Here is a 20,198-nt window from a genome sequence, read left to right as displayed (position 1 = left end):
AATGTAACCAATTATGCGTTCTGTAACCGGTTTTATCCTTGAATCGCAGCTGTACTTGAGAGGGTTTTAACCAGCACAAGCCGATCCTCGCCGGGGCAGAAGTAGTCGGCGACCTCTTCAACCAGTTGATAGCCAAGACGGTAGTAGAGGCGCTGGGCCGGATTGGCCGGATCGACCGTGAGCCGCAGTTCGCTTATCTGCAGCGCCTGCTGGTTGGCCTCCATCTGGCGCATCATCCGCTCCGCGAGGCCGAAACCGCGCGCCTCGGGCAGCACCGCCAGCGAGAGCACCCAGCCTTGCGACCGCTCCTGACCAAAGCCACCCAGCACATAACCCACCAGTTGCCCCTCGTATTCGGCCACCAGCAACAACTCGGGCCATAAATCCATCGCCTGACGGAAGAAGAAGGCGGGATAGACATCTTCACCAAAGACTTTGGCATCGATCTGCCAGATGGCGTGCATGTCATTGTGGGTGGCGGTGCGTAGCAGGGGCGGGTTGTGGTGCATCAGGACTCCATCGGCAGCAAACGGATCGGCAACGCCGCTAACCTTGGGGCCAACGGCAGAAAAGGAGTCATAGGGTAGTGGTCATCCCCTGCCGGATGCAAGGGATTGGCGGTTATGGCGGCAGCGGTCTGCTGTGGGGCAGTTTGGGAGCCTTGCGAAAGCCGTCGAGCAGGTGGCGAAGGGTGAGCCAGGGGTGGCGCAGCAGCATGCGGGGGCCACTCCAGCGCATCACCTGCTGGATCTGTTTGCGCATCGCTGGCGCGTAGCAGTGGATGTTGCAGTTGGCGCAGGTGGGCTTGTGGCCGTGGCCGTGGCCGTGGCCGTAACGGCAGCGGGCGAGCCGCTGGTGGGCGAAATCTCGCAGCTTGCGACAGTGACGGCAGTGGGGATCCTGATGGTGGTGCTGGCAGTAGAGGCGGATCATGGCGCTGACCGTCCGCTGCTCGCGCACCAGTCTGGGGTGAACGCTTGCCGCTTTGCCGGTGCTGGCGTGCGCGCCCCTTGCTGGGTTGGCTTGATGAATTTTCATGGTCGCCATTTTCCTGACCAGCCCGGGCAGGGTGTTGATACAGGTCAAAAGGGGGGACAAAAAAACAGGGCCCGCAGGCCCTGTGTCATCAGATGAGGCTGGTTGCCTGCTCCAGCCAGGCGAGATCCTCACCCTCGAGCAGCGGGCTCAGGCGGCGGAACACTTCGGCGTGGTATTCGTTGATCCAGCGGAATTCGGCCGGGCTCAGCAGGCTGCGGTCGATCAGGCGGGTATCGAACGGTACATAGGTCAGACGCTCGAAGCCCAGCATCGGCAACTCGCCGATCTGCTCCAGCTCGGTCACGACTACCAGGTTCTCGCAGCGGATACCGAAGCCATCTTCGCGGTAGTAGCCCGGCTCATTGGAGAGCACCATGCCCGGTTGCAGGGCGACCATGCTCCCTTTCGGGGCGATGCGCTGGGGCCCTTCGTGGACACTCAGGAAGTGGCCGACGCCGTGGCCGGTGCCGTGGTCGTAGTTGTAACCGGCTTGCCACAGCGGCATGCGGGCCAGCACGTCGAGCTGGATCCCGGCAGTGCCGCGCGGGAAGCGGGCCTGATCCAGCGCGATATGGCCCTGCAATACGCGGGTAAACATCGCTTTCTGCTCGTCGCTCACCTCACCCACCTTGATGGTGCGGGTGATGTCGGTGGTGCCATCCATATACTGGGCGCCAGAGTCCAGCAGATAGAGGCTGTCCTGACCAAACACACGCGGGGTGCCATTGGTGTGGTGGTAGTGGCACATGGCGGCGTTGGGGCCGAGCGCGGAGATGGTATCGAAGCTCGGCTCGACGTAGTGCTCCTGCTCGCGGCGGAACGCTTCCACCTGATCGGCCAGGGTGCCTTCATCCACTCCCTCGACCTCGCCGGAGGCGACCAGCCGATCCAGCCAGGCGAGGAAGCGGGTCATGGCCACACCATCACGCAGGTGAGCGGCACGCATACCGGTCAGCTCGATTTCGTTCTTGCACGCTTTCGGCAGCATGGTGGGGTCTTGGCCAGCCACCAGAATGGCACCCGCCTCTTCCATGACGAGCTGGGTCCAGGCGTTGGCGCTGTCCGGATCGGCCAGCACCTTCTGCTGATCTTCACCGATGCGCTGCAACACATCTTCCAGCTTGTCGATGGGGTAGACGGAGACATCCTGCCCCACGTGCTGGCTGAAGGCGAAGCAGTCGATCTTGTCGGTATCGACGAAGAAATCCATGGTGGTGTTGGCGTAGAGCACGGCAAAACCGAGCACCACCGGCAGCCGCTCGATATCGCGGCCACGCAGGTTGAGCAGCCAGTTGATGGGCTCGGCCTGGGTCAGCAGCACGGCATCGAGGCCGCGCTTGCGCAGATCGGCGGCCAGCTGTTCGCGCTTGGCCTGGCTCGACTGGCCCGCCAGCTCTTCGCTGTAGAGGATGACCGGCGTCTTGGTCGGCTCGGGACGATCGCTCCAGTTCAGGTCGATGGGGTTCTGCTCGACGCGGATCAGCTCGATACCGCGCTCGGCCAGCACGGCCTTGGCATTCTTGTACCAGGTCAGGCTGTGCAGGCGGGCATCAAAGCCAACCCGGGAGCCTGATGGCAGCTGTTCGGCCAGCCACTGCACATGAGGATTTTCAATAAGGTGGAGGAATTCGAACAGTTCGGCGGGGGTTTGCATCCGCGCCTGCACCGTATAGCGACCATCGACAAAGAGGGCTGCTCGCTGGGCCATGATGATGGCGACGCCGGCAGAGCCGTTGAAACCGGTGATCCAGTCAAGCCGCTCGGCATAGGCGGGGATGTACTCGCCGAGGTGCTCATCATCGTGGGGGACGATAAAGGCGTCCAACTCCTGCATGGCCAGCTCGGCCCTGACTTGGGCGACGCGGGTTTCAATTATCTCGAAATTATTCATGTCGTTAGTGCCAGATGGTTGCTATATGAGTGTTCAGTTTTTATGGCCGCTGGCCAGGATTCGCTTGATCGACTGACCTGCCGCTTCGATATGCTGCCTGAGCAGCACCACCGCCTCGTGCTTGCGCCGGGCGCGGCACAGTTCCAGCAATTGGGCGTGTTCACGCTCCGCCTTGTCCACGCCGTCGCTGGCAAAGAGCAGCTCGAAGCGGACATAGCGGTCACAGCTCAGATTGATCTGGGCGATCAGTTCAAGTGCCTGGGGGCGACCGGCTGCCTGATAGAGGGTGGCGTGAAAGCTGTGGTTCAACTCGGCCCAATGTTCGATCTGGGTGCCTGACTCCAGGGCGTGATCAAACTGGGCGAGGATCGCCTCCGCTTGCGCGAAGGTGGCTTCCGTCATCTTGTCGACGGCGTGAAACAGGGTATCGGCTTCCAGCAGCGCTCGCAAATAAAAGAGCTCTTCAATGGCCGAGGCGTCCAGCATGGTGACCACGGCGCCGCGATGGGCTTCGAACTTCACCAGCCCCTGCGCTTCCAGCTGCATCAGGGCTTCGCGCACCGGGATGCGGCTCACTGCCAGCTCTTTGGCGATGGCATCCTGACGCAAGGGGGCGCCAGCGGGGAACTCCCCACGGAGGATCCGGCCACGGAGGTTTTCCATCACCATCTGGGTTCGGGTCTTGTAGGGTGGGGTCATGGTCGGGTCACGATTGGGCGTTACAAAATTGTATATTGTATAAAGTTTGGCTGAATCTAACCTGTCACAACAGGCAAAGGCAAGGTTTTGGCCCCTTTAACGGGGGCGATGGCGGCGTTCGGGGCTCCACAAAAACAAAAATGCCGGTCAGCGTGGCTGACCGGCATGATGTCACTGATACGAAGCGAGCCTGTTACAGCTGCGGGCCTGCCGCAACCAGACGTTTGCCTTCATCGTTATCGGTGAAGCGCTCGAAGTTCTTGATGAAGCGCCCTGCCAGATCGACGGCCTTGGCATCCCACTCGGCCTTGTCGGCGTAAGTGTCGCGCGGGTCGAGGATCGCCGGGTTCACATCGTGCAGCGCGGTCGGGATCTCCAGATTGAAGATCGGCAGCACCTTGGTCTCGGCCTTCTCGATGGAGCCATCCAGGATGGCATCGATGATGGCGCGGGTATCCTTGATGGAGATGCGCTTGCCGGTGCCGTTCCAGCCGGTGTTGACCAGATAGGCCTCTGCACCTGCCGCTTCCATCCGTTTTACCAGCTCCTCACCGTACTTGGTCGGATGCAGGGAGAGGAAGGCTGCGCCGAAGCAGGAGGAGAAGGTCGGGGTCGGCTCTGTGATGCCGCGCTCGGTACCGGCCAGTTTGGCGGTGAAGCCAGACAGGAAGTGGTACTTGGTCTGCTCCTTGGTCAGCTTGGAGACCGGGGGCAGCACGCCGAAGGCGTCGGCAGTCAGGAAGATCACCTTGGTGGCGTGACCAGCCTTGGAGACCGGCTTGACGATGTTGTCGATGTGATAGATGGGGTAGGAAACGCGGGTGTTCTCGGTCTTGGAGCCATCATCGAAGTCGATGGTGCCATCGGCAGCAACGGTCACGTTCTCCAGCAGCGCATCGCGGCGGATGGCGTGGTAGATATCCGGCTCGGCCTCTTCGGAGAGCTTGATGGTCTTGGCGTAGCAGCCCCCTTCGAAGTTGAACACGCCGTGGTCATCCCAGCCGTGCTCGTCATCGCCGATCAGCTGGCGCTTCGGATCGGTGGATAGGGTGGTCTTGCCGGTGCCGGAGAGGCCGAAGAAGATGGCAACGTCGCCGTCCTGACCCACGTTGGCGGAACAGTGCATGGAGGCAATGCCGCGCAGGGGCAGGAAGTAGTTCATCATGGAGAACATGCCCTTCTTCATCTCGCCACCGTACCAGGTGCCACCGATGAGCTGCATTTTCTCGGTCATGTTGAAGGCAACAAAGTTCTCGGAGTTGAGACCCTGCTCCTTCCAGTTCGGGTTGGTGCACTTGGCACCGTTCATCACCACGAAGTCAGGTTTGAAGGTTTTCAGCTCTTCATCGCTCGGGCGGATGAACATGTTTTTCACGAAGTGTGCCTGCCAGGCCACCTCGGTGATGATGCGCACGGCCAGGCGGGTGTCCGGGTTGGCACCGCAGAAGCCGTCGACCACAAACAGGCGCTTGCCGGAGAGCTGTTTGGTGACTAGTCCTTTCAGATGTGACCACACTTCGGGGGTAATGGCTTTGTTATCGTTTTTACCCTGGTCAGACCACCACACAGTATCCTGGGTAGTGGCATCTTTGACGATATATTTATCTTTCGGAGAGCGGCCGGTGAAGATACCGGTGTTGACGTTGACGGCGCCCAGTTCGGTGACGACGCCGCGCTCGAACCCTTCCAGGTCAGGGCGTGTCTCTTCAGCGAAAAGCTGCTCGTAAGAGGGGTTGCGAACGATTTCCTGGCTGTTTTTGATGCCGTACTGGTCCAGTCCTAATTGTTGGGCCAGGGTGGGTTCTGCCACGATTGTCATTGTATTCTCCTGGGTTCAGAGGTTGGTAGGGTTCTATCTGACGTTCATCCTATCACTTAGGTGGTAGAGTTTAGCGATCGCCATCAAACTTTATAAAATAGGGTATTTTTTTGTTATTAAAGTTAAAGGCGGGTTTTGCCCGCCTTTAATTAGTGTAACTTGTTTGCATCATTGCCGGGAGCCCTGCTGAACAGGGTTTCGACATCGATCCCATTAAATTGGTACTGGGCGCCGCAATAATCACAATGCATGTCGATCTTGCCGAGCTCCTGCACCATATCCATGACCTCTTCCTTTTCTATCTGCAGCAGGGCACCTTCGCAGCGCTCACGGGAGCAGGTGCAGCGGAACTCGACCGCCTGCGGATCGAACACCCGTACCTTGTCCTGATGGTAGAGACGGTAGAGGATCTCTTCCGCTTCCAGACCAAACAGCTCTTCATCCTTGATGGTGCTGGTGAGCTGGGTCAGGTGCTCGAAGTCGTTGCTGTGATCCTCGCTCTGGGCGGGCAGCTCCTGCAGCATGATGCCGGCAGCGCGCGGTTCGCCCTCGTGGTAACCGGTGCGGATCCACAGCTTGGTCGCCAGCTGCTCGGACTGGGCAAAGTAGTGCTCCAGACAGCCAGCCAGGGTGTCGGCGTCCAGCGCGATGATGCCCTGATAGCGCTCGCCCTGATCCGGGGTGATGGTGATGACCAGCTGGCCGTTGCCGATCAGGCTCTGCAGCTTGTTGTCGCTCGGCAGTTCGCCTTCAAAGCGGGCCACGCCGCGCAGCTGCTGGTTGTGGTCACCGTTGATGACGGCCAGACGCACCGGGCCATCGCCCTGCAGCTGAACGGTGATGGAACCTTTAAACTTGAGGGTGGCGGTCAGCAGGCTGGTGGCGACCAGCAGCTCGCCCAGCAGTTTTTGCACCTGCACCGGGTAGTTCTGGGCTTCCACCACATGGCGGTAGGTGTGATCCAGCTGGACCAGCTCGCCACGTACTTCGTACTCTTCAAACAGATAGCGATACAGCAGATCTTGGTTGCTCATCATATGTTCCTGGGTTCTTCGGTGAGGTAAATCGGGCGGGCTGGGGTTGCGGCCAGCCCGGTATCAAATCGGGGTCGGTCAGTACTGTTTGACCTTGAGCAGCTGGCGCCGCTCCTGCTTGTCGGGGCGACGCTCCGGGCTCGGCGCAAACTGGCTGTTGAAGCGGCGCGCCTCGCTGTTTTCTGCCCGTTTTTTCAGGCTTTCGGCAGTCTCTTCATAGAGCTGCTGGGCGAGCGGTGCCGATTTGCGCTGATCGCTGATGGCCAGCACCCGCACTTCCCGCTCATCCTGCCCCTGCCAGAAGCGGATCAGCGCCCCCACTTCCACCTGTTTTCCCGGCTTGCTGCGCTGACCATTGTAGTGCACCTTGCCGCCGTCAATCTGATCCCGCGCCAGCGAGCGGGTCTTGTAGAAACGGGCCGCCCACAACCACTTGTCGAGACGAACCTCAAGGGCGCTTTCCGGATGATTGGCCATGAACCGGCTCCATAACGGGGAAAAGGGGTGGTCGATTATACCAGAGGCGGGCCGCTGGATAGAAACCGGCCGGCAGCGAAGGCGTGCCCCGCTGTTGTCCTGACCACGCAACATATGGGCAGTTTGCTGATTAACAAGGGAAAAGCGGGGGATCTGGCCGTAAGGGGTAGATTGCCTGCCATATGTTGCATAAAAGATGTCGCCCCTCGCGGGGCGCCATCGTTCAGTGCAATTGGCCGGTCAGGTCGGTGATCAGAAGCGATCCTGCGGTTCGACTTTCTTCTCCTCCTTGCCTTCGCTGTGGGCGATGGCGGTGCGGATCAGGTCAACCCCGGCACGGATAATCAGCACCCCCATGTTGACCAGCTTGACGCAGACCCACATGAAGGTGATGAGCAGGATCAGCTTGAGCACGGTCTGGAACGCTTCCAGGAAGTTCTGCTCCAGCTGGGCGGTGAGGCCGTTGGCGCTGGTCATCAGCCAGGTGTAGACCTCGCGCACGAACGGGATGCGGCTTGGCATCTCCAGCACGTCCAGTGCCGCAGGCAGGGCCTGAAAGATAACGATGCTGCCGAACAGGATCAGGATGACACCGATGGCGATGCCGAGGAAAAAGCCGAACTGTCTCATGGAGGGCTCCAGCGTTTGCTGCATGAAATTGAAGATAGCCGCCAATAGTAGGGAGTGCCCTGCTTCATCGCAATCTTCCGTGCACCGCCAGCGCGGCTGGAACGGCGGCAATCCGGCCGCTACCGTTGCCCAACTATCTGATTTCTGGGAGGCTTGTCGCCATTGTGCATAGGGAAAGCAAATTGATGTCGAGAACCCTCTTTTTACTGTTGCTGGCGCTGTTTGCCGCTCTGCCAGCCCTGAGTGCCGAACCGGCGGCTCCCTCGGCGGCGGCTTGCGCCATCCGCCATCAGGATCAACTGCTGCTGGTGCAGGATCGCATCTCCTCCCGCTACAGTCTGAGCGGCGGCTACATAGATGGCGATGAGCGCCCCGAACAGGCGGCGCTGCGCGAACTCTATGAAGAGACCGGCTTGCGGGGGGGGGTTGTGCAGGAGCTGGGTCGCTGGCAGCGGGCGGTTATCTTCGCTTGTCGCACTCTGGAACCGATTGTCGCGCAGCAAGGCGCCGCGTTTGTCTCCATCCTGAAGGCCCCCAATCTGGGTGGCGAGATCCTTAACGCCCGGCTGATCGCCATCGACCAGCTCCCCCGCGAGCAGCGCCGCTTCCCGGATCAGCTCGACTGGCTGCAAGCCAGGCTTGATCAGGTGCCGGAGAGCGAGGTGCGCTGGCAGGCCGATTTCGTGATGCAGGGCAATGCGCTGCATCAGGCCGAGATCCCGCTGATGCTGCACATGCAACAGTGGCTGGGGCCCGATGTCTGGTGGCTGTCGGTCAGCAATCTGTTTGGTTCAGGCGGCTTTCAGCTTGCCCTGATACCTTTGCTGCTCCCGCTGCTGGGGTGGCCGCGACTGCGCCAGCTGCTGTTCGCCATGCTCTGGCTCGGCTTGCTGGTGCAGGCAAGCAAGGAGGGGATCAGCTGGCCGCGCCCCTTCCATCTGCAACCTGAACTGGCAACCCAGAGTGCCCAAGGCTTTGGCATGCCGAGCGGCCATACCGCCTCGGCCTTGCTGTTCTGGGGGGCGCTGCTTGGCTGGCTCTGGCCTGCCCGGCGCGGGCTGGCCTATTCGCTGGCGCTGCTGCTGGCGCTGACCACAGGTCTGGCGCGGGTCTGGCTCGGGGTGCACTTTATCTCTGACGTAGCGGCGGGGCTGCTGATGGGCGCCATACTGCTGGCTGCTTGTCCCTGCTGGCGTACCGATGGGGGTGGGGCAGGCTGGTTGCTGCTGATTGCCGCGGCGCTGGCGCTCGGGGGAATGACCCAATCGGCCCATCTGACCGGTATCGGGCTGGTAGCGCTGGGCCTCTGGCTCGGGGGAAAGGCTGCCCTCGTTCGTGCTGGTTATCCCCCGCTGCTTACAGGGGGCGTTGTGCTGGCGGGCGGCTTGCTGATCGGTGCCGGCCTGTGGCTGTTGCCGCTGCTAACCAGTAGCTCGTTGATCATACTGCTCGGACAGTTTGTGCTCTTTTTCGGGCTGGGGCTCTGGTTGAGCGTCGGCCTCTGGTGGATACTCTCTCTCTTGAAACAAGACTCACGACCCAGGGGCGGACGCCCTGCAAGGGGAACTCTATGAATATGAAAAAAGTGGATTTGGCCAAGATAACCTTGGGGGTGCTGTTTCTCAGCCTCCTGATCATCTCCTGCTTTATGGTGCTGCGCCCCTTCCTGCCCGCACTGGTGTGGGCCACCATGATCACCATCGCTACCTGGCCACTGATGTTGATGGTGCAGCGGTTGCTGTGGGGCAAGCGTGCGCTGGCCGCTCTCTTTATGAGCCTGGTGCTATTGCTGATGTTTGTCATTCCGCTCTTTATGACACTGGCCAATGTGGCGGAGAAAGCCCCCATGCTGATCGAACTGGGGACCAATATCAGCCAGTCGCCTCCGCCCGAGCTGCTCTGGTTGCAGCAGATCCCGCTGGTGGGCGGCAAGCTCTATGACTTCTGGCAGCAAATTCTGGCGAGCGGTGGTCAGGTGCTGTTTGCCAAACTGGCGCCCTACTTCGGCCAGACGGCGCGCTGGCTGGCTGCTCAGGCCGGTAATCTGGGCATGCTGCTGGTCCACTTCCTGCTGACGGTCGGTATCTGTGGTCTGCTCTATCACTCCGGTGAAGTGGTGGCGACCGGCATTCGCCGCTTTGCCCACCGGCTGGCCGGGGATCGCGGTGACAATGCGACCGTGCTGGCTTCCCAGGCGATCCGCGCCGTGGCCATGGGGGTGGTGGTTACTGCGCTGGTGCAATCCTCGGTGGCCGGGGTGGGGCTGTGGATCGCTGGCATCCCCTACACCATGGTTCTGGTGGTGGTAATGTTCCTGCTCATCGTCGCCCAGATAGGTCCCTTTCCGGTGCTGATCTCCTGTGTCGGTTATCTCTACTGGAGCGGTGATACTACCTGGGGCACCTTCCTGCTGGTCTGGTCGCTGATCGCCGGCACAATGGACAACTTCCTGCGTCCCTTCCTGATCAAACGCGGTGCCAATCTGCCCCTCATTCTCATTCTGGTGGGGGTTATCGGCGGCCTGCTGGCGATGGGGATCATCGGTCTGTTTATCGGCCCCGTGGTGCTGGCTGTGGCTTATACCTTGCTGGATGCCTGGATCAAGGAGGGTGACCACCAGTCAGAGGCGACCCATATCGCGGCAGCGCCCAGTATAGATTGACGGTTCTATAAAAAGACGATGCAAAGAGCCGCCCGATGGGCGGCTCTTTTGTTGATGATGACAGCGTCAGGCCAGTTGTTTCATACCTGAGCCGCAGCGGTTGTTCACAGCATCTGCTTGAGGCGATAGAGCAGGTCCAGTGCCTGGCGCGGGGTGAGCTCGTCGGGGCGCAGCGCTTCCAGCTCTTCCACCACCGGATGAGGCTGCGGGGCGAGGGCCACCGGGGCCGGGCGGGTTTCACCGGCGGCTACCGGGGTGGCGCTCTCCAGCTCATGCAGTTTGTGACGGGCCTGCTGGATCACCGATTTCGGCACCCCCGCCAGTGCGGCAACTTGCAGACCGTAGGAGCGGCTGGCCGCCCCTTCCTGCACCGCGTGCATAAAGGCGATGGTGTCGCCGTGCTCCACCGCATCCAGGTGGACGTTGGCCAGCCCGCTCATCAGCTCCGGCAGGCGGGTCAGCTCGAAGTAGTGGGTGGCAAACAGGGTGTAGGCGCCGATCTTGCTCGCCAGCTGCTCGGCGCAGGCCCACGCCAGCGAGAGACCGTCGTAGGTGCTGGTGCCGCGGCCGATCTCGTCCATCAGCACCAGACTGCGGGCGGTGGCGTTGTTGAGGATATTGGCGGTCTCGGTCATCTCCACCATAAAGGTGGATCTTCCTGAGGCCAGATCATCCGAGGCTCCGATGCGGGTGAAGATGCGGTCGATGGGGCCGATGCGGGCGCTGTCGGCCGGCACGAAGGCGCCGATGTGGGCCAGCAGCACGATCAGCGCGGTCTGGCGCATGTAGGTCGATTTACCGCCCATGTTGGGGCCAGTGATGATCAGCATCCGCCGCTCCCGCTCCAGCCGGATGGGGTTGGCAATGAAGGGGTCGGTCATCACCTGCTCCACCACCGGATGGCGGCCCGCCTCGATGATGATCTGATCTTCGTCGATGAGGGTGGGGCAGCGATAGTCGAGGGTCTCGGCCCGCTCGGCCAGGTTGGCCAGCACGTCCAGCTCCGCCAGCGCGGCAGCAGACTCCTGCAGATCGCCAAGGTGCGGCAGCAGGGCATCGAGCAGCTCCTCGTAGAGGCGTTTCTCCAGCGCCAGCGCCTGCGCCTGGGCGGTGAGCACCCGATCCTCGTACTTTTTCAGCTCGTCGATGATGTAGCGTTCGTTGTTCTTGAGGGTCTGGCGGCGGATGTAGTGGGCCGGCACCAGATGGCTGTTGGCGCGGCTAACCTCGATATAGAAGCCGTGCACCTTGTTGTAACCCACCTTGAGGGTGTTGATGCCGGTCAGCAGCTTCTCCCGCTCCTCGATGCGGGCGAGGCTGGCGGTGGCGCCGTTGGCGAGATCCCGCAGTTCGTCCAGCTCGGCGTTGAACCCTTCACGGATCACGCCGCCATCGCGGATCAGCACCGGCGGCACCTCCATCACGGCGCGCTCCAGCAAGTCCAGCAGCTCGGGGAAGGTGCTGGCCCGCTCGCGCAACTGCTGCACCGCTTCGTGCTCGCTCTCCGCCAGCAGGCGCTGCAGTTCGGGCAGCTGGGCAAAAGCCTGCCGCAGCCGGGTGAGATCGCGCGGACGGGCCGAGCGCAGTGCCAGACGCGCCAGCACCCGCTCCACATCGCCGACCTGACGCAGCAATCCGCCCAACTCGTCATAGAGGTTCTGCTCGATAAGCGTATGGATGGTGCTCTGGCGACCTTTCAGGATCACCCGATCGCGGATCGGCTGGTGGATCCAGCGCTTGAGCAGCCGGCTGCCCATCGGCGTGGCGGTGCAGTCCAGCACGGCGGAGAGGGTGTTGTCGTGACCGCCGGCCAGATTCTGGGTCAGCTCCAGATTGCGGCGGGTGGCGGCATCCATGATGACCGCGTGATCCGGCTGCTCGAGGCGCACGCTGCGAATGTGGGGCAGGGCGGTGCGCTGGGTGTCCTTGACGTACTGCATCAGGCAGCCGGCGGCGCACAGGGCGGTCTCGCTCTGTTCGACGCCAAAGCCCACCAGATCCTGGGTACCGAACTGCTGGCACAAGAGCTTGCGGGCGGTGCCGAGCTCGAACTCCCACTCCGGGCGTCGGCGCAGGCCGCGGCGCCCCTCGACGTGGTGCAGGAAGGCGAAGGATTCGGGGTAGAGCAGCTCCGCCGGATTGGTGCGCTGCAGCTCCGCCAGCAGGGTCTCTTCTTTCTCGAACTGGTTGATGAAGAAGCGGCCGGAGCCGATGTCCATGGTGCCATAGCCGAAGCGGCGGCCATCGTGATAGACGGCGGCGATCAGGTTGTCCTGCCGCTCGCTGAGCAGCGCCTCGTCGGAGACGGTGCCCGGGGTGATGATGCGAATGACCTTGCGCTCCACCGGCCCCTTGCTGGTGGAGGGATCCCCCACCTGTTCGCAGATGGCGGCAGATTCGCCGAGCTGCACCAGCTTGGCCAGATAACCCTCGATGGCGTGATAGGGCACGCCTGCCATCGGGATGGGGCTGCCGGCCGACTGGCCGCGCTTGGTCAGGGAGATATCGAGCAGCTGGGAGGCCTTGCGGGCATCGTCATAGAACAACTCGTAGAAGTCGCCCATCCGGTAGAACAGCAGGATCTCCGGGTTCTCGGCCTTGAGGGTCAGATACTGCTGCATCATGGGCGTGTGGGCGCTGAGATTGGCGCTTGGCGCGGCGCCAGTAGCTTGGTGTTGTGCGGTCATGTTCTATTCCAGAAGGGGCCTCTGCGGGCCCGGGTCTGCGGTGATGAGCCTTGAGCTTGATGGCGCCATTCTACACATAAGCGCCGCGCCGGGGGAGGTTGGCTCACACCACCATTTGGCTGATGCGAGTCATCAGCCTTGTGACAATCAGCTCAGTTGCGAGGGGCTGCGGCGGGATCGCATAATGTGCCCTTTCCACGAATCAGAAGGAGCTGTGATGAAACTGGACGCAGAGATAGAGCACCTCGCCATCGAGCTGGGGCGGGCCCTTGGTCAACGGGGCTGGCTGGCTGCGACAGCCGAATCCTGTACCGGCGGCGGGGTGGCCAGCGCCATCACCGACATCGCGGGCAGCTCCGGCTGGTTCGATCGCGGATTTGTCACCTACACCAACGAGGCCAAGCAGCAGATGTTGGGGGTGAGCAGCGATAGCCTTGAACAGCATGGTGCAGTGAGCGAGGCTGTGGTGCTGGAGATGGCCCGCGGCGCGCTGGCGCACTCGTCTGCCTCCATCAGCGTTGCTATCAGTGGTATCGCCGGCCCCGGCGGCGCCACCGAGGGCAAGCCGGTCGGCACCGTCTGGTTCGCCTGGGCCGACAGCAATGGCCGCCACCACTCCCTGCTGGCCCGCTTCGACGGGGATCGCCGGCAGGTGCGCCAGCAGGCGGTGAGACAGGCCTTGTCGGGTCTGTTGGCCCTGCTCAGATAAATTGGGCTTGATACTGTATGAATAGACAGTATACTTAGCCCAACTTCATTTTTTACTCACGATTTCCAGCGGAGATTGGCATGGATCAGAACAAACAGAAGGCACTGGCGGCTGCGCTGGGTCAGATTGAAAAGCAGTTCGGCAAAGGCTCCATCATGCGTCTGGGCGACAGCAAGACCATGGATATTGAAGCCATCTCCACCGGCTCCCTCTCTCTGGACGTGGCGTTGGGGATCGGTGGTCTGCCGTGCGGTCGTATCGTCGAGATCTACGGCCCGGAATCTTCCGGTAAAACCACGCTGACCCTGCAGGTTATCGCCGAAGCCCAGAAGAAGGGCAAGACCTGTGCCTTCGTCGATGCGGAGCACGCGCTGGATCCCATCTATGCTGCCAAGCTCGGCGTCAACGTTGACGACCTGCTCATCTCCCAGCCGGATACCGGTGAACAGGCGCTGGAGATCTGCGACATGCTGGTGCGCTCCAACGCCGTTGACGTCATCATCGTCGACTCCGTGGCAGCCCTGACTCCGAAAGCGGAAATCGAAGGCGAGATGGGTGACTCCCACGTTGGCCTGCAGGCCCGTCTGATGTCCCAGGCGCTGCGCAAGCTGACCGCCAATATCAAGAACGCCAATTGCCTGTGCATCTTCATCAACCAGATCCGGATGAAGATCGGCGTCATGTTCGGTAGCCCGGAGACCACTACCGGTGGTAACGCGCTCAAGTTCTACGCCTCCGTGCGTCTGGATATCCGTCGTACCGGCGCCATCAAGGAAGGCGACGAAGTGGTCGGTAACGAGACCCGCGTCAAGGTAGTGAAGAACAAGGTAGCTCCTCCCTTCAAGCAGGCCGAATTCCAGATCTTCTACGGTGCCGGCATCTCCAAAGAGGGCGAGCTGGTGGATCTCGGCGTCAAGCACAAGCTGATCGACAAGGCGGGTGCCTGGTACAGCTACAACGGCGAGAAGATTGGTCAGGGCAAGGCCAACGTGATGAAGCTGTTCGCCGAGAACAAAGCGCTGGCTGGCGAAGTGGAAGCCAAACTGCGCGAGCTGCTGCTCTCCGGTGCTGTACCTGTCGATGACAAGGCTGCACCGGTTGAGGCAGACGAGTTCGATGCCGAAAGCGAACAAGAGTTCGAATAAGGAACAAAGGAAGGCCGGGTAGATACCCGGCCTTGTTATTTATGATGGTAGATGAATCCGTGACCGAACCGCTCGAGCCCGCCGAGCCGACCTTTGCCGAACAGCTGGCCGCTGCCCGTGGCTATGCCATGCGCAGTCTGGCCCGCCGCGAGAGTGCCGAGTCGGAGCTGACCAGACGCCTGCGCCAGCAGGGCTATCAGGAAGAGGTGATCGAGGCGGTGGTCGACTACTGCCGCGGTTACAACTGGGTCAATGACGAGCGATATGGTGCCATGGCGGTGCGGGCCGGTGCCGCCAAGGGACATGGCCCGCTCAAGATCCGTTTCGACCTGCGCCGCAAGGGGTTGGACGATGGCCAGATCGATGCCGCCTTCGAGCAACCCGAGCTGGACTGGTTCGAGCTTGCCTTCGAACTGTTGGAGCGACGGGCAAAAATTGCCGATCTGGCCGATTTCAAGCTGCGGATGAAGTGGCTCAAATATCTGCTGGGGCGCGGCTTTACTCAGGATCAGGCCCGTTATGCCATCTCGGCCCTGCAGGAGCGGGAAGAGTAACGCCACTGCGTGGCAAAAGTCGTTTCACCTCTCCTTGTGGCAGGTTTTTCCTGCCGGCTCAGTAGGTTGCGAGCGCAATTCCGAAAAAGCCGCCTTTTGTTCATCTCATCCCTCTTTATGCGCTACTTTTTTGCGTCTCGACAGTGAAAAAAGCCACCGTGGGCAGCGACGCTCTTTTCTGGCCCGTTTATGTGCGCTTTTTCACCCGTGGCGGCCCTGTCCGTTTTACTTTACCCCGCAGAAAACTTACATTAATGCGGTTAAAAGTCCGTATTCGAATCAAGCAGGATTTTCCATGTATATGTCCACGTCAGAGATTCGCGCTGCGTTTCTCGAGTATTTCCGTTCCCAGGGGCACCAGGTTGTCTCCTCCAGCTCGCTGGTACCGCATAACGACCCGACCCTGTTGTTTACCAACGCGGGTATGAACCAGTTCAAGGACGTGTTCCTTGGCGCAGACAAGCGTGCCTACAATCGCGCGACGACTTCCCAGCGTTGCGTGCGTGCCGGTGGTAAGCACAACGATCTGGAAAACGTCGGCTATACCGCTCGTCACCACACCTTCTTCGAAATGCTGGGCAACTTCAGCTTCGGTGACTACTTCAAACAGGATGCCATCAAGTTTGCATGGGGCTTCCTGACCGAGGTGCTGCAACTGCCGAAAGATCGCCTGCTGGTGACCGTCTACGCGACTGATGATGAAGCTTTCGATATCTGGGAAAAAGAGGTCGGTGTCCCGGCCGATCGCATCGTGCGCATCGGTGACAACAAGGGTGCCCCTTACGCTTCCGACAACTTCTGGGCGATGGGTGATACCGGCCCGTGCGGTCCTTGCACCGAGATCTTCTATGACCACGGCGATCACATCTGGGGTGGCCGTCCCGGCTCACCGGAAGAGGATGGCGACCGTTTCATCGAGATCTGGAACGTGGTGTTCATGCAGTTCAACCGTCAGGCTGACGGCACCATGGAGCCGCTGCCGCGTCCGTCCGTGGATACCGGCATGGGTCTGGAGCGTATCTCCGCCATCATGCAGGGCGTGCACTCCAACTACGAAATCGACATCTTCCAGGCGCTGATCAAGAAAGCGGCCGAGATTGTCGGCACTACCGATCTGAGCAACCAGTCCCTGCGCGTCATCGCTGACCACATCCGCTCCTGCGCCTTCCTGGTGGCAGATGGCGTGATGCCGTCCAACGAAGGTCGTGGCTATGTGCTGCGCCGCATCATCCGCCGCGCCGTGCGTCACGGTCGCAAGCTGGGCGCTACCGATGTCTTCTTCTACAAACTGGCTGCCGAGCTGGCAGTGCAGATGAAGGATGTCGCTGCCGAGCTGATCGCCCAGCTGCCGCTGGTCGAGCGCGTGCTGCGCATCGAAGAGGAGCAGTTCGTCCGCACGCTGGATCGCGGTCTGCTGCTGCTGGAAGACGCTCTGGCCAACCTGGGCGATGCCAAGGTTATTCCGGGTGAAGTGGTGTTCAAGCTCTATGACACTTACGGCTTCCCGGCCGACCTGACTGCCGACGTGGTGCGCGAGCGCGAGATCGGCATCGACGAAGAGGGCTTCAAGGCCGAGATGGAGAAGCAGCGTGCTCGTGCCAAGGAAGCGTCCAGCTTCGGCGTGAACTACAACGAGATGCTCAAGCTCGACTTCGAGACCCCCTTCACCGGTTACAAGACCCTGAGCGAGCGCACTCGCGTGGTCGGCATCTACAAGGGTGTGGAAGAGGTGAGCGGTCTGATTGCCGGTGACGAAGCAGTCATCGTGCTGGAAGAGACCCCCTTCTACGCCGAGTCCGGCGGCCAGATTGGCGATAGCGGGATCCTGAAAGTGGACGACGGCATCTTTGCCGTGACCGACACCCTGAAAGCGGGCAAGGCGATCATCCACAAGGGCTACATGGAGCTGGGCACCCTGGAGAAAGGGGCCGAGGTTGAGGCCGTGGTGGACGCTGACCGTCGTCAGGCCATCGCCCTGAACCACTCCGTAACTCACCTGCTGCACGCTGCCCTGCGTCAGGCTCTGGGCGAGCACGTCACCCAGAAAGGTTCTCTGGTTGGAGCCGAGCGCATGCGTTTCGACTTCTCCCACTTCGAGGGGCTGACCATGGCGACCATTCGCCGGGTCGAGGAGCTGGTCAACAACCAGATCCGCGCCAACCACGAAATCACCACCCAGCTGATGGATCTGGAAGCGGCCAAGTCCGCCGGTGCCATGGCGCTGTTTGGTGAAAAATATGAAGACGACGTGCGTGTTGTGCGCATGGGCGACTACTCCACCGAGCTGTGCGGCGGTACTCACGCCAAGCGCACCGGTGATATCGGCTTCTTCAAGATCATCGCCGAGAGCGGTATCGCTGCTGGCGTGCGCCGTATCGAAGCGGTGACCGGCAAAGCGGCCATCGACTTCATGCATCAGGTTGGCGAGCAGATCGAAGAGGCTGCTGCCCTGGTGAAAGGCGACCAGTTCTGCATCGCCGACAAGGTTCGCCAGATGCTGGACAAGGCCAAGATGATGGAGCGCGAGCTGGAGCAGCTCAAGGCCAAGCTGGCCGCTCAGGCCGGTAACGACCTGCTGGGTCAGGTGATCGAGATCAACGGTCAGAAGGTGCTGGTTGCAGCGCTGGAAGGGGCCGATCCGAAATCCCTGCGCGGCATGCTGGACGAGCTGAAGAACCAGATGAAGTCCGGTGTTGTGCTGCTGGCAACCTGTGCCGACGGCAAGGTCAACCTGATCGCGGGCGTCACCAACGACCTGACCGGCAAGGTCAAGGCCGGTGAGCTGGTCAATCTGGTTGCCCAGCAGGTGGGTGGCAAGGGCGGTGGCCGTCCGGACATGGCACAGGCGGGTGGTACCCAGCCTGAGGCGGTGCCGGCAGCGCTGCAATCCGTTCACTCCTGGCTGGAAGAGCGCCTGTAATCGGGCGAGGTGATCTGTGGCACTCTATGTACAGAAGTACGGCGGCACCTCGGTCGGCACACTGGAGCGGATCGAGGCGGTAGCTGAGCGGGTCGAGCAGACCCGCGCCCAGGGACACGACGTGGTGGTGGTTGTCTCCGCCATGTCGGGCGAAACCAACCGGTTGCTGGGCATGGCCCAGCAACTGGATCCTGATGCCAACCGGCGCGAGATGGATGTACTGGTCTCCACCGGTGAGCAGGTCACCATAGCGCTGCTGGCCATCGCGTTGAACAAACGCGGTTGCCCGGCGGTCTCGATGACTGGCGATCAGGTACGGATTCACACCGATTCCGCCTATGGCAAGGCGCGCATCACCCACATCGACACCGAGCTGGTTCATGCCGAACTGGCTGCGGGCAAGGTGGTGGTGATCGCCGGTTTCCAGGGCCGTGACGAGCATAACGCCATCACGACGCTGGGCCGCGGCGGTTCGGATACCACGGCGGTTGCCGTGGCGGCGGCCATCAAGGCCGATGAGTGCCAGATCTTTACCGATGTGGATGGGGTATACACCACGGATCCGCGCATCGAGCCCAAGGCTCGTCGTCTCGACACCATCACCTTCGAGGAGATGCTGGAGATGGCCAGTCTCGGCGCCAAGGTGCTGCAGATCCGCTCGGTGGAGTTTGCGGGCAAGTACCGCGTCCCGCTGCGGGTGCTGTCGAGCTTTGTCGACGGAGAGGGAACCTTAATCACATATGGAGGTGAGAGGATGGAAGCTCCCCTGGTATCCGGGATCGCTTTTAACCGCAACGAGGCCAGCCTGACCATTCTGGGTGTGCCGGACAGACCGACCGTGGCTGCGCAGATCCTGAACCCGATCAGCGACGCCAACATTGATGTCGACATGATTGTGCAAAATACCCTGGGAGATGGCACCGCCGACTTCACCTTCACGGTGAATCGTGACGACTACCGCCGTGCCCGTGCGCTGCTGGAGGAGACCGCCACTGAGCTGGGAGCCTCCTGCGTGCAGGGGAATGGCGAGATTGCCAAGGTCTCCATTGTCGGTGTCGGCATGTGGAACCATCCCGGTGTTGCGCGCACCATGTTCAAGGTATTGGGCGAGGAGGGGATCAACATGCAGTTGATTTCTACCTCTGAAATCAAAATCTCGGTGGTGATTGACGAGAAGTATCTGGAGCTGGCGGTGCGGGCCCTGCACGCCGCTTTTGGATTGGATCAAGCGCCCCAAGAGCAGCCTTTGGGCTAACAATCGCTGATTGATTTAGTTTCAACCATTTACCATATCGGTATCTTTGTAAGATAATGTCGCATATCGATATAAAAACAAAACAGGATACAGGAGCAAGCGAATGCTTATTTTGACTCGTCGTGTAGGGGAAACCCTGATGATTGGTGATGAAGTGACTGTCACCGTACTGGGCGTTAAAGGTAACCAGGTCCGTATCGGTGTTAACGCGCCGAAAGAGGTCTCCGTACACCGCGAAGAGATCTACCAGCGCATCCAGGCCGAGAAAGTTCCGGGCCAACCGGGCTTCTAAGCCACTTTCATGGCTGTGACAAGGCGACACCTCATGTGTCGCCTTTTGTTTTTCCGGCCCCCTGAAATTGCCCTGCAGGGCGCGAAACTGCGGGATAAGTGCCGATATTGTTTGAATATTCCACGCTTTGACCAAATGCTGAGCGAACGCACTTTTTTCTCCAAAAAAGTGTTTGACTAAAAATCCCTGTGAAGTATTATCAGCCCCGCAAACGGAGAGGTGGCCGAGAGGCTGAAGGCGCTCCCCTGCTAAGGGAGTATGCGGCTTATACCCGCATCGGGGGTTCGAATCCCCCCTTCTCCGCCATTTGCGCCCGTAGCTCAGCTGGATAGAGTACCTGGCTACGAACCAGGTGGTCAGAGGTTCGAATCCTCTCGGGCGCACCA

The 20,198-nt window shown here is 60.9% G+C and carries 17 protein-coding genes and 2 tRNA genes; 10 read left to right on the top strand and 9 right to left on the bottom strand.

What is annotated here, in order from left to right:
• Positions 1 to 32: 32 nt before the first annotated feature.
• The 8 genes from G5380_RS10425 to G5380_RS10390 form a co-directional block, all read right to left on the bottom strand.
• Positions 33 to 509: a GNAT family N-acetyltransferase gene (locus G5380_RS10425; protein ID WP_421352721.1), complete on the bottom strand. Its 477-nt coding sequence runs from the start codon at positions 507 to 509 to the stop codon at positions 33 to 35.
• A gap of 112 nt (positions 510 to 621) precedes the next feature.
• Positions 622 to 1,038, bottom strand: a complete 417-nt coding sequence (locus G5380_RS10420) for a nitrous oxide-stimulated promoter family protein (RefSeq protein ID WP_421352720.1) — start codon at positions 1,036 to 1,038, stop codon at positions 622 to 624.
• An 88-nt stretch (positions 1,039 to 1,126) separates the two neighbouring features.
• On the bottom strand, positions 1,127 to 2,929 hold the full coding sequence (locus G5380_RS10415) for an aminopeptidase P family protein (RefSeq protein WP_421352719.1): 1,803 nt from the start codon (positions 2,927 to 2,929) through the stop codon (positions 1,127 to 1,129).
• Positions 2,930 to 2,962: 33 nt separating this feature from the next.
• Positions 2,963 to 3,628 carry a GntR family transcriptional regulator gene (locus G5380_RS10410; protein WP_005340138.1) on the bottom strand — a complete coding sequence of 222 codons (666 nt, stop codon included), beginning with the start codon at positions 3,626 to 3,628 and terminating at the stop codon, positions 2,963 to 2,965.
• 193 nt (positions 3,629 to 3,821) lie between these two features.
• Positions 3,822 to 5,447 carry a phosphoenolpyruvate carboxykinase (ATP) gene (pckA, locus tag G5380_RS10405; RefSeq protein ID WP_421352718.1) on the bottom strand — a complete coding sequence of 542 codons (1,626 nt, stop codon included), beginning with the start codon at positions 5,445 to 5,447 and terminating at the stop codon, positions 3,822 to 3,824.
• Between the two features lie 149 nt (positions 5,448 to 5,596).
• Complete coding sequence (hslO, locus tag G5380_RS10400; protein WP_421352717.1) at positions 5,597 to 6,481, bottom strand: Hsp33 family molecular chaperone HslO; 885 nt, start codon at positions 6,479 to 6,481, stop codon at positions 5,597 to 5,599.
• A 78-nt stretch (positions 6,482 to 6,559) separates the two neighbouring features.
• Entirely contained in the window at positions 6,560 to 6,958 is a 399-nt protein-coding gene (gene hslR / locus G5380_RS10395) for a ribosome-associated heat shock protein Hsp15 (RefSeq protein ID WP_033113739.1), read from the bottom strand.
• 252 nt (positions 6,959 to 7,210) lie between these two features.
• Positions 7,211 to 7,588 carry a hypothetical protein gene (locus G5380_RS10390; protein ID WP_033113750.1) on the bottom strand — a complete coding sequence of 126 codons (378 nt, stop codon included), beginning with the start codon at positions 7,586 to 7,588 and terminating at the stop codon, positions 7,211 to 7,213.
• 185 nt (positions 7,589 to 7,773) lie between these two features.
• On the opposite strand from G5380_RS10390, the gene G5380_RS10385 reads away from it, so the two are divergent.
• A complete protein-coding gene (locus tag G5380_RS10385) occupies positions 7,774 to 9,162 on the top strand; it encodes a phosphatase PAP2 family protein (protein WP_421352716.1) in 1,389 nt (462 codons plus the stop codon).
• Positions 9,159 to 10,250: an AI-2E family transporter YdiK gene (gene ydiK, locus G5380_RS10380; protein ID WP_216952793.1), complete on the top strand. Its 1,092-nt coding sequence runs from the start codon at positions 9,159 to 9,161 to the stop codon at positions 10,248 to 10,250. Before G5380_RS10385 ends, ydiK begins: the two co-directional genes overlap by 4 nt.
• Positions 10,251 to 10,354: 104 nt before the next feature.
• Here ydiK and mutS read toward each other — a convergent pair whose 3' ends face one another.
• Complete coding sequence (mutS, locus tag G5380_RS10375; RefSeq protein ID WP_421352715.1) at positions 10,355 to 12,937, bottom strand: DNA mismatch repair protein MutS; 2,583 nt, start codon at positions 12,935 to 12,937, stop codon at positions 10,355 to 10,357.
• 217 nt (positions 12,938 to 13,154) lie between these two features.
• Here mutS and pncC point away from each other — a divergent pair, with 217 nt between their 5' ends.
• The 8 genes from pncC to G5380_RS10335 all read left to right on the top strand — a co-directional run bounded on the left by pncC (position 13,155) and on the right by G5380_RS10335 (position 20,198).
• The gene (gene pncC, locus G5380_RS10370) at positions 13,155 to 13,646 is read left to right on the top strand and encodes a nicotinamide-nucleotide amidase (RefSeq protein WP_204380576.1); all 492 of its coding nucleotides are present in this window, start codon (positions 13,155 to 13,157) and stop codon (positions 13,644 to 13,646) included.
• Positions 13,647 to 13,726: 80 nt separating this feature from the next.
• Positions 13,727 to 14,791 carry a recombinase RecA gene (gene recA / locus G5380_RS10365; RefSeq protein ID WP_042033271.1) on the top strand — a complete coding sequence of 355 codons (1,065 nt, stop codon included), beginning with the start codon at positions 13,727 to 13,729 and terminating at the stop codon, positions 14,789 to 14,791.
• A gap of 44 nt (positions 14,792 to 14,835) precedes the next feature.
• Entirely contained in the window at positions 14,836 to 15,345 is a 510-nt protein-coding gene (locus G5380_RS10360; RefSeq protein WP_421352752.1) for a regulatory protein RecX, read from the top strand.
• A 295-nt stretch (positions 15,346 to 15,640) separates the two neighbouring features.
• Positions 15,641 to 18,265, top strand: a complete 2,625-nt coding sequence (gene alaS / locus G5380_RS10355) for an alanine--tRNA ligase (RefSeq protein WP_421352714.1) — start codon at positions 15,641 to 15,643, stop codon at positions 18,263 to 18,265.
• A 16-nt stretch (positions 18,266 to 18,281) separates the two neighbouring features.
• Positions 18,282 to 19,520, top strand: coding sequence for an aspartate kinase (locus tag G5380_RS10350; protein ID WP_041210820.1), 1,239 nt, complete (start codon positions 18,282 to 18,284; stop codon positions 19,518 to 19,520).
• Between the two features lie 103 nt (positions 19,521 to 19,623).
• Positions 19,624 to 19,812 (top strand): carbon storage regulator CsrA, encoded by a 189-nt coding sequence (gene csrA, locus G5380_RS10345; protein WP_005336053.1) that lies wholly within the window; start codon positions 19,624 to 19,626, stop codon positions 19,810 to 19,812.
• 213 nt (positions 19,813 to 20,025) lie between these two features.
• Positions 20,026 to 20,118: transfer RNA gene (locus G5380_RS10340), tRNA-Ser, on the top strand.
• 3 nt (positions 20,119 to 20,121) lie between these two features.
• Positions 20,122 to 20,198, top strand: a tRNA-Arg gene (locus G5380_RS10335).

Source organism: Aeromonas sp. 604443 (assembly GCF_049170315.1).
GTDB lineage: Bacteria > Pseudomonadota > Gammaproteobacteria > Enterobacterales > Aeromonadaceae > Aeromonas > Aeromonas veronii_A.
Note: the sequence above shows the minus strand (reverse complement) of the source record. Positions and strands in the feature narration are given on the sequence as shown.

What these genes read in the sequence shown, in the direction of transcription:
- G5380_RS10390 (WP_033113750.1), bottom strand. Translation starts at nt 7,588, where the DNA reads ATGAGACAGTTCGGCTTTTTCCTCGGCATCGCCATCGGTGTCATCCTG.
- G5380_RS10360 (WP_421352752.1), top strand. Translation starts at nt 14,836, where the DNA reads ATGGTAGATGAATCCGTGACCGAACCGCTCGAGCCCGCCGAGCCGACC.
- G5380_RS10420 (WP_421352720.1), bottom strand. Translation starts at nt 1,038, where the DNA reads ATGAAAATTCATCAAGCCAACCCAGCAAGGGGCGCGCACGCCAGCACC.
- G5380_RS10425 (WP_421352721.1), bottom strand. Translation starts at nt 509, where the DNA reads ATGCACCACAACCCGCCCCTGCTACGCACCGCCACCCACAATGACATG.
- pckA (WP_421352718.1), bottom strand. Translation starts at nt 5,447, where the DNA reads ATGACAATCGTGGCAGAACCCACCCTGGCCCAACAATTAGGACTGGAC.
- G5380_RS10415 (WP_421352719.1), bottom strand. Translation starts at nt 2,929, where the DNA reads ATGAATAATTTCGAGATAATTGAAACCCGCGTCGCCCAAGTCAGGGCC.
- hslO (WP_421352717.1), bottom strand. Translation starts at nt 6,481, where the DNA reads ATGAGCAACCAAGATCTGCTGTATCGCTATCTGTTTGAAGAGTACGAA.
- csrA (WP_005336053.1), top strand. Translation starts at nt 19,624, where the DNA reads ATGCTTATTTTGACTCGTCGTGTAGGGGAAACCCTGATGATTGGTGAT.
- G5380_RS10385 (WP_421352716.1), top strand. Translation starts at nt 7,774, where the DNA reads ATGTCGAGAACCCTCTTTTTACTGTTGCTGGCGCTGTTTGCCGCTCTG.
- hslR (WP_033113739.1), bottom strand. Translation starts at nt 6,958, where the DNA reads ATGGCCAATCATCCGGAAAGCGCCCTTGAGGTTCGTCTCGACAAGTGG.
- G5380_RS10410 (WP_005340138.1), bottom strand. Translation starts at nt 3,628, where the DNA reads ATGACCCCACCCTACAAGACCCGAACCCAGATGGTGATGGAAAACCTC.
- pncC (WP_204380576.1), top strand. Translation starts at nt 13,155, where the DNA reads ATGAAACTGGACGCAGAGATAGAGCACCTCGCCATCGAGCTGGGGCGG.
- mutS (WP_421352715.1), bottom strand. Translation starts at nt 12,937, where the DNA reads ATGACCGCACAACACCAAGCTACTGGCGCCGCGCCAAGCGCCAATCTC.
- ydiK (WP_216952793.1), top strand. Translation starts at nt 9,159, where the DNA reads ATGAATATGAAAAAAGTGGATTTGGCCAAGATAACCTTGGGGGTGCTG.
- alaS (WP_421352714.1), top strand. Translation starts at nt 15,641, where the DNA reads ATGTATATGTCCACGTCAGAGATTCGCGCTGCGTTTCTCGAGTATTTC.
- recA (WP_042033271.1), top strand. Translation starts at nt 13,727, where the DNA reads ATGGATCAGAACAAACAGAAGGCACTGGCGGCTGCGCTGGGTCAGATT.